The organism is Pseudomonas putida (assembly GCA_029953615.1).
Taxonomy (GTDB): domain Bacteria; phylum Pseudomonadota; class Gammaproteobacteria; order Pseudomonadales; family Pseudomonadaceae; genus Aquipseudomonas.
This window is the reverse complement of record CP124529.1, coordinates 5429331-5443737: the sequence shown is the minus strand read 5'-3', so window position 1 is coordinate 5443737 and position 14407 is coordinate 5429331. Positions and strand designations below refer to the sequence as shown.

At 64.1% G+C, this 14407-nt stretch carries 12 protein-coding genes; 2 read left to right on the top strand and 10 right to left on the bottom strand.

The genetic code is table 11. The features are described 5' to 3' along the window. Window positions 1-5: 5 nt before the first annotated feature. From QIY50_25055 to QIY50_25045, 3 genes are read right to left on the bottom strand one after another with little or no spacing between them, the layout of a single operon-like run. Entirely contained in the window at window positions 6-980 is a 975-nt protein-coding gene (locus QIY50_25055; GenBank protein ID WGV20490.1) for an NAD-dependent epimerase/dehydratase family protein, read from the bottom strand. Beyond that, a complete protein-coding gene (locus QIY50_25050) occupies window positions 968-2305 on the bottom strand; it encodes a UDP-glucose/GDP-mannose dehydrogenase family protein (GenBank protein WGV20489.1) in 1338 nt (445 codons plus the stop codon). Before QIY50_25050 ends, QIY50_25055 begins: the two co-directional genes overlap by 13 nt. 48 nt (window positions 2306-2353) lie before the next feature. Further along, complete coding sequence (locus QIY50_25045) at window positions 2354-3289, bottom strand: LysR family transcriptional regulator (GenBank protein ID WGV20488.1); 936 nt, start codon at window positions 3287-3289, stop codon at window positions 2354-2356. A gap of 118 nt (window positions 3290-3407) precedes the next feature. Here QIY50_25045 and QIY50_25040 point away from each other — a divergent pair, with 118 nt between their 5' ends. Continuing rightward, entirely contained in the window at window positions 3408-4253 is an 846-nt protein-coding gene (locus QIY50_25040; GenBank protein ID WGV20487.1) for a type 1 glutamine amidotransferase domain-containing protein, read from the top strand. 187 nt (window positions 4254-4440) lie between these two features. On the opposite strand, the gene QIY50_25035 is transcribed toward QIY50_25040, so the two are convergent. From QIY50_25035 to yghU, 6 genes are all read right to left on the bottom strand, one after another. Then, a complete protein-coding gene (locus QIY50_25035) occupies window positions 4441-5685 on the bottom strand; it encodes a saccharopine dehydrogenase family protein (protein WGV20486.1) in 1245 nt (414 codons plus the stop codon). A 31-nt stretch (window positions 5686-5716) separates the two neighbouring features. Next, window positions 5717-6814 (bottom strand): carboxynorspermidine decarboxylase, encoded by a 1098-nt coding sequence (locus QIY50_25030; GenBank protein WGV20485.1) that lies wholly within the window; start codon window positions 6812-6814, stop codon window positions 5717-5719. Between the two features lie 292 nt (window positions 6815-7106). Continuing rightward, window positions 7107-8024 carry a pyridoxal-phosphate dependent enzyme gene (locus tag QIY50_25025; GenBank protein WGV20484.1) on the bottom strand — a complete coding sequence of 306 codons (918 nt, stop codon included), beginning with the start codon at window positions 8022-8024 and terminating at the stop codon, window positions 7107-7109. Beyond that, the gene (locus QIY50_25020) at window positions 8021-8695 is read right to left on the bottom strand and encodes a PAS domain-containing protein (GenBank protein WGV20483.1); all 675 of its coding nucleotides are present in this window, start codon (window positions 8693-8695) and stop codon (window positions 8021-8023) included. Before QIY50_25020 ends, QIY50_25025 begins: the two co-directional genes overlap by 4 nt. Window positions 8696-8940: 245 nt before the next feature. Next, window positions 8941-10644: an amidase gene (locus tag QIY50_25015; GenBank protein ID WGV20482.1), complete on the bottom strand. Its 1704-nt coding sequence runs from the start codon at window positions 10642-10644 to the stop codon at window positions 8941-8943. Between the two features lie 286 nt (window positions 10645-10930). Then, window positions 10931-11770, bottom strand: coding sequence for a glutathione-dependent disulfide-bond oxidoreductase (gene yghU / locus QIY50_25010; GenBank protein ID WGV20481.1), 840 nt, complete (start codon window positions 11768-11770; stop codon window positions 10931-10933). Window positions 11771-11970: 200 nt separating this feature from the next. On the opposite strand from yghU, the gene QIY50_25005 reads away from it, so the two are divergent. Next, window positions 11971-13017 carry a dienelactone hydrolase gene (locus QIY50_25005; GenBank protein ID WGV20480.1) on the top strand — a complete coding sequence of 349 codons (1047 nt, stop codon included), beginning with the start codon at window positions 11971-11973 and terminating at the stop codon, window positions 13015-13017. On the opposite strand, the gene QIY50_25000 is transcribed toward QIY50_25005, so the two are convergent. After that, the gene (locus QIY50_25000; protein ID WGV23116.1) at window positions 12979-14172 is read right to left on the bottom strand and encodes an MFS transporter; all 1194 of its coding nucleotides are present in this window, start codon (window positions 14170-14172) and stop codon (window positions 12979-12981) included. The two genes, QIY50_25005 and QIY50_25000, sit on opposite strands and share 39 nt — an antisense overlap. Between the last annotated feature and the right edge of the window lie 235 nt (window positions 14173-14407).

Genomic DNA, 14407 nt, shown 5'->3' with positions numbered 1-14407 from the left:
GCGCTTCAAACCCGGTAGAAATCCCGGTACCAGCCAACGAAGGCATTGACGCCGTGTTCCAGCGATGTGTCGGGGGTGTAGCCGATCCAGCGCGCCAGCGAGCCGACGTCGGCCCAGGTTTCCAGCACGTCACCCGCTTGCAGCGGCAGGTAGTCGCGCCGGGCCTTGATGCCCAAGGCACGTTCCAGGCTTTCGACGAAGTGCAGCAGCCGTACCGGCTGGCCTCGGCCGATGTTGAACAACTGGCAGGGTGGTTGCCCTTTGTCCGGCACTGGCGGCTTCAGGCGCAAGCGCACGATGCTCTCGACGATGTCGTCGATGTAGGTGAAGTCGCGCCCCATCAGGCCGTTGTTGTAGACCTCGATCGGCCGGCCCTCGAGCATGGCGCGGGTGAACTTGAACAACGCCATGTCGGGGCGGCCCCAGGGGCCGTAAACGGTGAAAAAGCGCAGGCCGGTGGTCGGCAGCTGGTACAGGTGTGCGTAGCTGTGCGCCATCAGTTCATTGGCGCGCTTGCTGGCGGCATACAGCGACAGCGGTTGCTCGACCGGGTCGTCGACGCAGAACGGCAGTTTGGCGTTGGCGCCGTACACCGAACTGCTGGAGGCGTAGATCAGATGGCGGGGCGGCTGCTGGCGGCAGGCTTCGAGCAGGTTGAGAAAGCCGACCAGGTTGGCCTGGCCATAGGCGCCGGGGTTGTCCAGCGAATAGCGCACCCCGGCCTGCGCCGCCAGGTGGATCACGGCACTGAACGCTTGCCCGGCGAACAGTTGTTGCAGTTCGCTCGGGTGGGCGATGTCGAGGGTGTGGAAGCGGAAACCGGCAAAGCCGAACAGCTGCTGCAGGCGCGCCAGCTTCAGCTGGACGCTGTAGTAGGCATTGAGGTTGTCGATACCGACCACCTCGATGCCTGTTTCGCACAGGCGCCGCGCAACGTGGTAGCCGATAAAGCCGGCCACGCCGGTAATCAGTACGGGCATGCTGGCTGTACCTGGCCACGGCCGATGCCGTAATAAGTCAGGCCGGCGGCGGCCATGTGCTCGGGTTCGAACAGGTTGCGCCCGTCGAATACCACCCGGTCGGCCAGTTGGTGCGGTACCTTGTCCAGGTTCAACACGCGGTAGTCCTGCCATTCGGTGACGATCACCAAGGCATCGGCGCCGTGCAGCGCATCGTCCTTGCACGGCATCAGCTGCAGGTCGGCGCGCGGACCATAGTGGCGCTGGATCGCTTCCATGGCCTGCGGGTCGTGGGCCTGCACCCGCGCACCGGCGGCCCACAGCGCTTCCAGCAGGACCCGGCTGGAGGCCTCGCGGATGTCGTTGGTATTGGGCTTGAACGACAACCCCCACAAAGCGAAGACCTTGCCCCGCAGGCCACGTGGGTAGTGGCGCTGGATCTTGCTGAACAGCCGGCCCTTTTGCTGCTCGTTGACCGACTCCACCGCACGCAGCAACTGCGGTTCGAAGCCTTCGGCCTCTGCGCTGCGGCGCAGGGCTTGCAGGTCCTTGGGGAAGCATGAGCCGCCAAAGCCGCAGCCGGCATAGATGAAGTCGTAGCCGATGCGCGGGTCCGAGCCGATGCCACGGCGCACCATTTCGATGTCAGCGCCCAGGTGCTCGGCCAGGTTGGCGATTTCGTTGATGAACGAGATCTTGGTCGCCAGCATGCAGTTGGCCGCGTACTTGGTCAGCTCGGCGCTGCGGGCATCCATGACCATGAGCTTTTCGCGGTTGCGGCTGAATGGCAGGTACAGCTCGCGCAGCAGCTCCACTTCGGCGGGGGCCGCGCCGCCGATGATGATGCGCTCCGGGCGCATGCAGTCATCGACGGCCGAGCCTTCCTTGAGGAACTCGGGGTTGCTGACAACGTGGAAGCGGCTGCTATCGGCCACGGTCTGGGCGATGCGCGCCTTGATGCGGTGCACCGTGCCGACCGGAGCAGTGGATTTGTTGACGATCACCTTGGGGCCGTCGGCATGTTCGAGGATGCTGTCGACCACTGCGAACACATGCTTCAGGTCGGCGCTGCCATCGGCCTGTGGCGGGGTACCGACGGCGATGAACTGCAACCTGGCGTAGTTGGCCGCTTCGCTGGCGTCGGTGGTGAAGCGCAGGCGACCGCAGGCCAGGTTCTTTTCCAGCATCGGCGCAAGGCCGGGCTCGAAGATCGGGCAATGGCCTGTATTGAGGCTCGCGACCCGCTCGGCGTCGACATCCATGCACAACACCGAGTGCCCCACCTGGGCCAGGCACACTGCCTGGGTGAGGCCGACATAGCCGGTACCGAAAACAGTGACCTTCATTTGACAGCTCCTTGGTAAGAAAGCTGAAAAAAAATGTCACATTGTTGTTTAGAAATTGTTACCTGTGCAGGCCGGCAGCTGTTGACTGACGCGCCACAACTGTTGCCGGAACCAGCGTCGCAAGGGATCTGCATGGGTGCGTTCGTGCCAGATCTGCATCACCTCGACCGCTGGCAGTGTCAGCGGCAGCGGGTACATGCGCAGGTCGTCATCACGCTCGGTGGCTTCGATGGCCAACGAGCGCAGGCAGGTGAGCAGCAGGTTGGTGCCGCGCAGCAGGCGCGTGGGTGCGACGAAGCTCGACAGGCCTGCCACCACCCGTCGCTGCATGCCCTGGCTGCGCAAGGCGCGGTCGACCAGGCCATCAAGGTCGCCGGTGAGTGTCGTGAGCAGGTGGTCGCTGGCAAGGAAGGTATCGAGATCCAGGCCTTGGTCCAGGCCTGGATGGCTGCGCGAGGCCAGCACTACAAAATGTTCGCTGAGCAGGCGCTGTTGGTGGAACGTTTCCGGGAGGCCGGTGTAGAACCCGGCAACGGCCAGGTCACAGGTGCCTTTCTCCAGTTCTTCGCGAGGTAGCTGGCCACGCGTGTTGTGGGTGACCAGTGTCAGGTTCGGTGCCTGGCTGCGCAGGATCGGCAGCAGCCTGGGCAACAGCGTCTGCTCTGCATAGTCGGTGCTGTACAGGTGCAGGCGGGCAGGGCGGGCGAGGAAGTCCTGCCCCTCGCAGCGTTCATAGAAACCTTCCAGCCCTACCACCAGGCGTTCTACCTCGGGCGCCAGTTCGTGGGCGCGTGGTGTCGGGGTCAGGCCCCGGGGCGCGCGGACGAACAGCGGGTCGCCAAACTGATGGCGCAGCTTGTTCAGCTTGTGACTGAGCGCAGGCTGGCTCAGCGCCATGCGTTGCGCGGCGAGGGTGGCGTTGCGTTCCTGATACAGCACATGAAACAGGTACAGCAGGTTGAGGTCCTTGCTGGTGATATTCATTTTCTGGATCACAGGCATGAGAGCTTTCGAATTATCGAATCATAGCCTTGCCATTAGCATGAACGCATCCCGCCAACATGAGCGGACAGTTCCATTTGCGTGATCAGGAGATTGTTGCATGACCAAGATGTCCCGACTTGCCCTGGCTGTTGCCGGCACCCTGCTTGCCGCCGGCGCCCACGCTACACCCAAGGGTGAGGTGCTGGTGCTGCTGTCCAGCGAGCACCAGTTGCCGCTGCAGGACGGCAAGCGCTACGCCACCGGCTACTACCTCAACGAATTCGGCGTGCCTGCCGACCAGTTGCTCAAGGCTGGTTACAAGCTGGTGCTGGTTACCCCCAAGGGTAATGCCCCGCGCGTCGACCAGCGTTCGATCGACCCAAGCTACTTTGCCGGCGATGCGGTGGAGATGCGCCGGATCGAGAAGGTCGTGCAAGGCCTGCCGGGCATTGACGATACCCTGTCGGTGAAAGAAGTCCTGGCCGGTGACCTGGGGCGCTATGCCGGGCTGTTCATCCCCGGTGGCCATGCGCCGTTGATCGACCTGGCCAACAACCCGGAAGTGGGTGCCTTGCTGCGGCATTTCCACCAGGCCGGCAAGCCCACGGCCGCCATCTGCCACGGCCCCATCGCCTTGCTCTCGGCCCAGCAGGACCCGGCAAGCTACCAGTCGGCGCTGGCGCGTGGTGAAAAGCCGGCAGCCAACGACTGGTTGTACAAAGGCTACAAGATGACCATTTTCTCCGACCCGGAGGAGCAGGTGTTCGAGGGTTCGCTCAAGGACCAGCGTTTGCTGTTCTACCCGGCCAACGCCATGGCAACGGCAGGGGGCGAGATGGGCTATGCGGAGGCCTGGCAACCCCATGTGGTGGTGGACCGTGAACTGATTACCGGGCAGAACCCGTTCTCGGACAAGGCCCTGGCCAAAGCGCTGCTGGACAAACTGGCCGGGCAGGGTAGCTGAAGCCTGCATTGGCCTCTTCTCTCTCTCTCTCTCTCTGCATTGGCCTCTTCGCGGGCATGCCCGCTCCCACAGGACTGGCACAGGCCAGGGGCAGGCACGCTAGCTGTGGAAGCGGGCGTGCCCGCGAAGAGGCCGGGCCTGCAAAAACAGAGAGGGCGCCATATCGGCGCCCTCTCTGTCTTGCTGCTTAGGCTTCAGCGTCCCAGGGACGATCGCCTTTTTCATCCTTGACGCGGGTCGGCAGGCCCATCACGTCCAGCGCCTTGAGGAACGGCTCGGCTGGCAGCTCTTCGACGTTGACCATGCGCTTGGCATCCCACTCGCCTCGGGCGACCAGCAGGGCAGCGGCCACTGGCGGTACACCGGCGGTGTAGGAAATGCCCTGGCTGTCGGTCTCGGCGTAGGCTTCTTCGTGGTCTGCCACGTTGTAGATGAACACTTCGCGCGGCTGGCCATCCTTGGTGCCCTTGACCAGGTCACCGATGCAGGTCTTGCCGGTGTAGCCCGGGGCCAGCGAGGCTGGGTCGGGCAGCACGGCCTTGACCACCTTCAGCGGTACCACTTCCAGGCCTTCGGCGGTTTTCACCGGCTGCTCGGAGAGCAGGCCCAGGTTCTTCAGCACGGTGAACACGTTGATGTAGTGCTCGCCGAAGCTCATCCAGAAACGCACGTTCGGCACGTTGAGGTTCTTCGAAATCGAGTGAACTTCATCGTGGCCGGTCAGGTACAGGTTCTGCGAACCTACCACTGGCAGGTCATCGGTACGCTTGACCTCGAACATGGTGTTGCTGGTCCACTGGCTGTTCTGCCAGCTCCACACTTGCCCGGTGAACTCGCGGAAGTTGATTTCCGGGTCGAAGTTGGTGGCGAAGTACTTGCCATGCGAACCGGCATTGACGTCGAGGATGTCGATCGAGTCAATGCTGTCGAAATACTGTTGCTGCGCCAGCTTGGCGTAGCTGTTCACCACACCCGGGTCGAAACCGACGCCGAGAATGGCGGTAATGTTTTTTGCCTGGCACTCTTCGAGGTGTTTCCACTCGTAGTTGCCGTACCACGGCGGGGTCTCGCAGATCTTGCCCGGCTCTTCGTGGATGGCGGTGTCCAGATAGGCGACACCGGTATCGATGCAGGCACGCAGCACCGACATGTTGAGGAAGGCGGAACCAACGTTGATGACGATCTGCGATTCGGTTTCGCGGATCAGCGCCTTGGTTGCCTCGACATCGAGGGCATTGAGCGAGAAGGCCTGGATGTCGGCGGGCACCTTCAGGCTACCCTTGGCCTTGACGCTGTCGATGATGGCCTGGCATTTGGAGATGTTCCGTGACGCGATAGCGATACGACCCAGTTCGTCGTTATGCTGCGCGCACTTGTGGGCCACCACCTTGGCGACACCTCCTGCACCAATGATAAGAACGTTCTTCTTCAATTTATCCCTTGCTCCTTACTGAAAGCCGGTCTTAGGACAGGCTGGAAACGTAGTCTTCGAAACCGAACTCGCGCACCACTTCGACGCTGCCGTCGAGTTGCTTGACCACGATGGATGGCATTTTCAGACCGTTGAACCAGTTTTTCTTGACCATTGTGTAACCCGCCGCGTCAACGAACGACAGGCGATCACCGATGGCCAGTGGACGATCGAATTGGTATTCGCCGAAGATGTCACCGGCCAGGCACGATTTGCCGCAGACCATGTAGGTGTGCGCGCCGTCGTTGGGGGCCATCTTGGCGTTGAGGCGGTAGATCAGCAGGTCGAGCATGTGCGCTTCGATCGAGCTGTCGACCACGGCCAGGTGCTTGCCGTTGTACAGGGTGTCGAGCACGGTCACTTCCAGCGATGCGCTGTTGGTGATGGCCGCTTCGCCCGGCTCCAGGTACACCTGCACGCCGTACTTTTCCGAGAAGGCTTTCAGGCGCGCGCAGAAGGCGTCCAGCGCGTAGTCTTCACCGGTGAAGTGGATGCCGCCACCGAGGCTGACCCATTCGACCTTGTGCAGCAGGTGGCCGAAGCGCTCTTCGATGTGCGTGAGCATCTTGTCGAACAGGCCGAAGTCGCCGTTCTCGCAGTTGTTGTGGAACATGAAGCCGGAGATCTGCTCGATCACCTGTTCGACCTTGGCCGGGTCCCATTCGCCCAGGCGGCTGAACGGGCGGGCCGGGTCGGCCAGCAGGTAGTCGGAGCTGCTGACCTGCGGGTTGACGCGCAGGCCACGGACCTTGCCTTCGGACTGTTCGGCAAAGCGCTGCAGCTGGCCGATCGAGTTGAAGATGATCTTGTCGCAGTTCTCGAGCATTTCCTCGACCTCGTCGTCGGCCCAGGCCACGCTGTAGGCGTGGGTTTCGCCGGCGAACTTCTGGCGGCCGAGCTTGAGCTCGTACAACGACGAAGAGGTGGTGCCGTCCATGTACTGTTGCATCAGGTCGAAGACCGACCAGGTGGCGAAGCACTTGAGGGCGAGCAGCGCCTTGGCACCGGAGTGTTCGCGCACGTAGGCGATCTTCTCCATATTGCCCAGCAGCTTGGTTTTATCGATGAAGTAGTACGGCGTCTTGATCATTTAAAGGCCCCCGGCCAGGCCGGCCAAAAAAAGGACACGCATTGTGCCTTCACTTGCCGCAGATCGAAAGGGGATTTTCCGGTTGCAGCGGGCTCAGTAGAACAGCGGCATGTGACTATCGTAATCAGCAGCCGGGTGTCGAAAGAGGATTCCGATGAGTGTTGTATCGGATGGCACCGGCTTTGCCGGTGTTCGCGGGCTCGCCCGCTCCCACAGGAACCGCGCTTTTTCTGAGCCACGCGCTAAACCTGTGGGAGCGGGCAAGCCCGCGAAGAGGGTGGTACAGGCAACCTCAATCGACCTGCTGCAACCACGCCTGGATCTGCTCCAGCGTGGCGGTAGCCCCGCCGCAGACCACCACCAGCACATTCTGGTACTGCGCCAGGGCGCCCGGTGCATACGCCAACGCCAACGCCGCCCCGCACGCGGGCTCCACCAGCACACGATGGTCCACCAGGAACCGCTCGCAGGCTTCCAGCGCAGCGCGGTCACTGACCAGATGGCTGTGCACCGGATGCTGCTGCACGCACACCAGCGCCTGGTCAGCCACACGCTTGGCCCCTAGCGAGGTCGCCACCGAGGCAATACGTTCCAGCTCCACCGGATGCCCTGCCTGCATGGCCGCATGCAGCGATGCCGCGCCCGCGGTTTCCACCGCCAGCACCGGCACATCGCCCCAACCGTTGCGTTGCAGCCCCTCGACCACGCCACTGAGCAAACCGCCACCGCCCACCGACAACACCACCGCATCCGGCTTCCCGCCGGCTTCGGTGACTTCATCCACCAGGCTGGCATGCCCGGCCCACAGCAGCGGGTCGTCGAAGGGGTGGATGAAGGCGTCATCCGGGCCGACCAAGGTCTGTGCCAGGGCGTTGGCCTCCTGCCAGGAGCTGCCATGCACCATCACCTTGGCGCCTTCCAGGCGCAGCAGGTCCTTGGCCCGCTCAGTGGTGGTCTCGGGTACTACCACAGTCACCGGCACGCCCAGCTTGCGCCCGGCATAGGCCACTGCCAGGCCCGCGTTGCCGCCCGAAGAAGACACGAAATGCCGCGCGCCACGGGCATGGTGCACCTCGCAGGCATGGCCCACGCCGCGCAGCTTGAACGAGCCGCAGGGCTGCAGGGCATCGAGCTTGAGCCAGACGTTGCTGCCCGCGGCCAGCGACAGCGGACGGGATTCGATCAGGGGGGTATGGATATGCAAGGTCATTGGCTGGCTCCGCGCAGTTGCTCGAGGTAGTTGTAAACGGTGTAGCGGGTCACACCAAGTGCGCTGGCGGCCTTTTCCACGCCGCCCTTGACGATGAACAGACCGCGCTCCTGCATCATTCGCACGGCCTCGACCTTGGCTTGCTTGTTCATCCGCCCCTGGCCGCTGCGCTGCAGGGATGCCTGGATTATCTCGCTCATCAGCAGTTCCATGTCGGCGGGTTCACTGACGACAGGCGTGGCCCCCAGCGGTTGGAACTGCTGGAGAAAGTTCATGGCGGTATCCAGGCCGGTGACGTCGGTGTTGACGCAAAGGCTGGCGAACGGGTGGCCGCTGCGGTCGCGGAAGATTGCCGTGGCGCTGCGCAGGGTGCGGCCCTTGAGCGTCGTCGGGTAATCGGGCAGCACCACCGGTTCACAGCCGCGTTGGTCAGCTGAGGCCTGCATGAGTGCCTTGAAACCCTGGTCCTGTTCAGGCGCGGCGAGGATCGGGCTTCCGACGCTGCGGCCGGAAAGATGGCCATTGACGATCGCCACCACGGAGTGTTCCGGGTGGTCGAGGTCGTGCAGCAGGATTTCCATGTTGCGTGCGGCAACGCTGCCCAGGGCCTGGATGGCGGCCTTGAGGACGGTGAGGGTGAGCTGGCGTTCTTCGCTGGGAGTCATGGACATGGCAGAGCACAAATTCAACGGTTTGTGCATATTTACACATAACGTTGAAATTTGCGATCTATTGTGGACTGCACAGCGCTGTAGGAGCGGCCTTGTGTCGCGAATGGGCTGCAAAGCAGCCCCAGGATTTCAGCGTACATGCACAGATTGTTGGGGCTGCTTCGCAGCCCTATCGCGACACAAGGCCGCTCCTACAGGAATTGCGCACGGATCGAGGTATATAAGCGGCGAAGCAGCCCCAGTACTCAACCCAGAGGCGGGGTACGCGGCGGGATCATCCGACGCGACCCGGTCGCCTCGAAGCCTGCAGCGAAGCTGAGCAGCGCATTGTCGCTGTAAGCCCTGCCAGCAAAGGTCAGCCCCACCGGCATGCCGATATCGGCCATCACGCCCATCGGCACTGTCACGGTCGGCACGCCCAGGTGACGGATCGCCAGGTTGCCGTTGGCCACCCAGACCCCGTTGCTCCAGGCGATGTCCGCGGATACCGGGTTGACGTCGGCATCCGCCGGGCCGACGTCGGCCACGGTGGGGAACAGCACCGCGTCCAAGCCCAGGTTGTCCATCCAGTCTTCCAGGTCCATTTTGCGGGTCTGCTCCAGGCCGCGAAGGCCGTCGGGCAGGGTCTCGATCTGGTCCCAGGTCTTCAGGCCACGCTTGGCCATGTTGACGTACTCGTCCATGCCGGCGGCCAGGTCGTCCTCACGGTTGGGCAGGGTGCCCGGGTCGTGGGGGAAGATCTGCGGCCCGTCGACGTCGGCCAGGCGGTTGAGCTTGGGGTCACCGTTGGCGCGCAGGAAGTCGTCGAAGGCCCAGCCTGACAGCTCCCACAGTTCGTCATGCAGGAATTCCTTGCTGACGATGCCGCGGTTGTACACGGTCGGTGCGCCCGGGCGGTCGCCTTCGCAGTTCGACACCAGCGGGAAGTCCACTTCCAGCACTTCGGCACCCGCCGCCTCCAGTGCCTGGCGGGCCTGCTGCCACAGGTCGATCACCGTGGCGCGAGTGTTGATGCGCTGGCCGGTCGGGCCACCGATGCCGGGCTTCTCGGAAGTACCGGCTTCGGCATCGGCATTGATGTACATGCGCGGCACGCCAAAGCGCTTGCCCTTGAGCGCGCTGGCATCCACAGCCAGGTCCAGGTACGAGGCCGGGCGCACCGCCGAAGCCGCCGGGATGGGCACCCAGGGTTGCAGACGCCACAGGTCGCCGCGCTTGTCGGCGTCGTCGGCTACGACCACGTCGAGGATTTCCAGCAGGTCGGCCATGGTGCGGGCATAGGGCACCACCACGTCCATGGTCGGTGTCAGTGGCCAGTTGCCACGCACCGAAATCACCCCGCGCGAAGGGGTATAGGCGCACAGGCCGTTGTTGGACGCCGGGCCACGGCCGCTGGACCAGGTTTCTTCGGCCAGGCCGAAGGCACTGAAACTGGCGGCGGTGGCGGTGCCGGCACCGTTGGACGAACCCGAGGCGAAGGGGGCGGTCAGGTAATTGGCGTTGTACGGGCTTTCGGCGCGGCCATACACGCCGCGCTGCATGCCACCGTTGGCCATGGGCGGCATGTTGGTCTTGCCCAGGCACACGGCGCCGGCGGCGCGCAGGCGTTCGATGGTGAAGGCGTCGCGCTGGGCCACCAGATCCTTGAAGGCCGGGCTGCCAGAGGCTGCGGTCAGGCCTTTGACCAGGTAGCTGTCCTTGGCGGTGTAGGGGATGCCGTCCAGCGGGCTCAGGACCTGGCCTTTGGCGCGACGGGCATCGGAGGCGGCGGCCTCTTTCAGCGCCTCGGGGTTGCGTACCACTACGGCGTTCAGGGCAGTGGCGGTGTCGGCGCCATCGTAGGCGTCGATGCGCGCCAGGTAGGCCTGGACCAGCTCGACCGCCGTCGTGCGGCCCGACTCGAGCGCGTCGCGCAGCTCGGCAATGGAAACCTCGGTTACCTCGATCATGCGTTCACCAAAAAAATGTGCAGGTGGGGGCTAATGCGAGGAGTGTACAAGAAGGGCTTGGCGGGCGCAGGTTTGCGCGGGGGCAAATGGTTTTTTGCAGGCGGGCATTGTCGGGGTCTTCCCAAGCACTGCACGGACTCTTGTAGGAGCGGCCTAGTGTCGCGAAAGGGCCGCAGAGCGGCCCCGGCGATTTTGCAGTGATGCGAAGATCCTGGGGGCGCTTCGCACCCCTTTCGCGACACAAGGCCGCTCCTACAAGAGCCCGCGTAGCGCTGCGGATTGTGGCTCAGTCCAGGTCTGCCGCTGCATGCCGCTCCGGCACCTGGCTGGCTTCATCCCCCCAGGTGCGGTTCACCCGGGTGCCACGCTGCACCGCAGGGCGAAGGGCAATCTCCTCGGCCCAACGCTGCACATGTGGGTACTCGTCCACTGCCAGGAATTCCGCCGCGCCATACAGATTGCCGCGTACCAGCTGGCCATACCACGGCCACACGGCAATGTCGGCGATGCTGTATTCCTCGCCACCCAGGTAGCGGCTTTCGGCCAGGCGCCGGTTGAGCACATCCAGCTGGCGCTTGGCTTCCATGGTGAAGCGGTTGATCGCGTACTCGAACTTTTCCGGCGCATACACATAGAAGTGGCCAAAGCCGCCGCCCAGGTAGGGCGCCGCGCCCATTTGCCAGAACAGCCAGTTCAGGCTTTCGGTGCGTGCAGCGGGCGCTTTCGGTAGCAAGGCACCGAACTTTTCCGCCAGGTACAGCAGGATCGAACCCGACTCGAACACCCGCACCGGCGGTTCGACGCTGCGGTCGAGCAGGGCGGGGATTTTCGAATTGGGGTTGACCTGGACGAAGCCGCTGGAGAACTGCTCACCCTCGCCGATGCGGATCAGCCAGGCATCATATTCGGCTCCACGGTGGCCCAGCGCGAGCAGCTCTTCGAGGGCTATGGTGGCCTTGACGCCATTGGGCGTGGCCAGGGAGTAAAGCTGCAGCGGGTGCTTGCCCTGCGGCAGGTCCTTGTCGTGAGTCGGGCCGGCAACCGGGCGGTTGATGCTGGCGAACTGGCCACCGGACGCTGCGTCGTTGCGCCAGACTTTGGGTGGCACGTAGGCGGGCTTGCTCATGCATGAATCTCCTTCAATGGCGCGAAACGATCACATAGAAACATCGACCTGCATCTATGCCATGGGTTCGACGAAAAGCGCAAATGCATAGGGCGCGGGCGTGAAGTGCATGACGTCGGTTTCATCCAGGTTTCATCCGGTACAGCCCAGGTCGGTTCTATGCTGGCTTATCTCTTCGCGCTGCAAGGAACCGCTGGCCGATGACGCTCTCACGTTGCATGCTGGTGCTGGCCCTGCTCGGCGGCCTGCTGGCCCACGCCGAGGCCGCGCCCTGGGTTGCCGGCCTGCACTACATGACCCTGGCAGATCCGGTCGACGCCCGGCCGATGCAGGCGCTGGCGTTCTACCCGGCCACAGGCAAAACCCGTATCAGCCGCCTGGACGGCTACCCGGTCGACGTGGCTGAAGAGGCGCCGGTCGCGTTGGGCCAGTTCCCGTTACTGGTGCTGTCCCATGGCAATACTGGCAGCCCGTTGGCCTTGCATTACCTGGCGACGTCGCTGGCACACCAGGGCTTTATCGTGGTGGCGGTGGTACACCCGGGGGACAACGCCCGTGACCACAGCCGCCTGGGCACCCTCAGCAACCTGTATGGCCGGCCGCTGCAGGTCAGTGCCGCCATCACGGCTGCACGTGGTGATGCTTTGCTGGGGCCCTACCTGAACGACGGCAAGGTGGGGGTGATCGGCTACTCGGCCGGTGGTGAAACCGCTTTGATTCTCTCCGGCGCGCGGCCCGACCTGGACCGCCTGCGCCAGTATTGCCTGGAGCGCCCGAACGACGCCGATGCCTGCAGGACCCACGGCGTACTGATTGCCGATCGCAGCGAACTGGCGCCCCAAGCCGACCAGCGAGTGGGGGCGGTGATGCTGATGGCACCGTTGAGCCTGCTGTTCGGGCGTCATGCCCTGGCCGGGGTGCAGGTGCCGGCACTGATCTACAGTGGCGACAGCGACCAGTTGGTGGCCGTCGACCGTAACGCCGAAGCCTTGGCCCGCAAACTGCCGGTTACCCCGGACTACCGCCTGTTGGCCGGCGCCGGGCACTTCGTGTTCATGGCCCATTGCGATGCCGAGCAGTACCTGCGTACGCCAGCGCTGTGCAAGGACGGCGAAGGCGTGGATCGCCGCCATATCCATCATTCACTGCAACGCGAAACCGCGGCATTCTTCAGCCAGGCGCTGGGCGCGCCGCAGCCGGCCGAGCGTTCAGCCGCGGCCAGCGCGCCGCGCCAGCAACAGCGTTAGGCCGACACCGGCGAGGGCGAGCAGGGCCGCCACACAGAAGATCGAGGCATAGCCCAGGTGCGCGGCCACTGCGCCCATCATCGGCCCGGCAATGGCCAGGGCCATGTCGAAGAACACCGCGTAAGCACCCAGCCCTGCGCCGCGGCTGCTGCTGGGCACCTGCCTGATCGCCTCCACCCCCAGTGCCGGGTATACCAGTGACAGCCCGAAACCGGTAAGCCCGGCGCCGATCAGCGCCCACAGCGGCGACGGTGCCAGCCACAGCAGGCTCAGACCGAGCACTTCGGTGGCCATGCACGCGACAGCCACGTTGTAGCCACCAAAACGGTTGACCGCGTTGACGAACAGCAGCCGCGAAATGATGAAGCACATGCCGAATGCGCTCAGGCACCAGGCCGCGCCCACCCAGCCGCGCTCCAGGTAATACAGGGTGACGAAGGTGGTCAGGGTACCGTAGCCGATAGAGGCCAGGGTCAGGCCCAGGCCGCAGGGGGCGACCCGGCCGAAAGCCGACCAGAAGGGCAAGCGCTCGCCGCGCACCACCACCACGTCCGGCCGTTTGCGCAGTACCAGCAGGGCAAGCAGCGCCAGCACCAGCAATGCCGGCCCCAGCACGCCGAAGTCCAGCCCATCCACGGCCAGTACACCCAATGGGGCACCAATGGCGATAGCGCCATAGGAGGCGATACCGTTCCAGGAGATCACCCTGGCGGTGTGCTCAGGCCCGACCTGGCTGATGCCCCAGCTAAGCGTGGCAACGCCGATCAGCCCTTGGGCAATACCCAGCAGCAGGCGCCCGCCGAGCAACAGCGCCAGGCTCAGCACCGGTAGCGTCAGGGTCCAGGCCGATAGCAGGGTCAACACCCCGCAGCCGGCAATCCCCAGCAGGCCGAAGCGGATGGCCTGCTTGCCCCCCAGGGTATCCGCCACGCGCCCGGCAAACGGGCGGCTGAGCAGGGTGGCCAGGTATTGCAGGCCAATGGTCAGCCCGGCAACCACCGCGCCAAACCCCAACTGGTCGTGCACATGGCTGGGCAGCACGGCGATTGGCAGGCCGATGCAGAGGAAGGCAATGAAGGTGTAGAAAACGATCGACAGGATCTGCAGGGTGATTTGCAGCGTGTTGCCGGCGGGGGCGGGTTGTTGCGCGGTCATGGGCTCGTTCGCGGGCGGGCGGTTGGGCATGGTTCCATCATGGCCGTTGCGCGAAAGGAATGAAAGCAGGCTAACGAATTATTCGTCGGAGAATGCCAGCCTGACAGGTCGGTGGTGTGTTCTTCGCGGGCTCGCCCGCTCCCACAGGTAAAGCACAGATCCAGGACGCGTGTAGTACTTGTGGGAGCGGGCATGCCCGCGAAGAGGCCGGCCCAGCCATACCAGATGGCCAGGC